The 200-nt window shown below is 74.0% G+C and carries 1 protein-coding gene; it reads right to left on the bottom strand.

The genetic code is table 11. The annotated features are described in order from the left end of the window. Nucleotides 1-5: 5 nt before the first annotated feature. Nucleotides 6-200: hypothetical protein (locus tag CCN56_RS41365; protein ID WP_218779515.1), on the bottom strand; the 195-nt coding region annotated here is incomplete at its 5' end.

Genomic DNA, 200 nt, shown 5'->3' with positions numbered 1-200 from the left:
GTCGGTCAGTTCTGGTCGGTGGAAGGCGGCGGGGAGGGTTCCCAGGCCGCCGGGAGGTAGTCGTACGGCTCGTAGCCGGGGTCGCCGAAGGGATCGGCGATCGGGTCCACGTACGAGCCGCCCGAGTCGCCGTCGGAGACATGGCGGATGCCGGCCTCCGACGGCGCCTCCGCGGAACCGGAAGGGGGCACGGGCGGGGC

It is taken from the genome of Streptomyces sp. NRRL B-24572, assembly GCF_002156145.1.
Classification (GTDB): Bacteria; Actinomycetota; Actinomycetes; order Streptomycetales; family Streptomycetaceae; genus Streptomyces; species Streptomyces vietnamensis.
The sequence above is the reverse complement of the archived record's forward strand: the minus strand, read 5'-3'. Positions and strand labels throughout refer to the sequence as shown.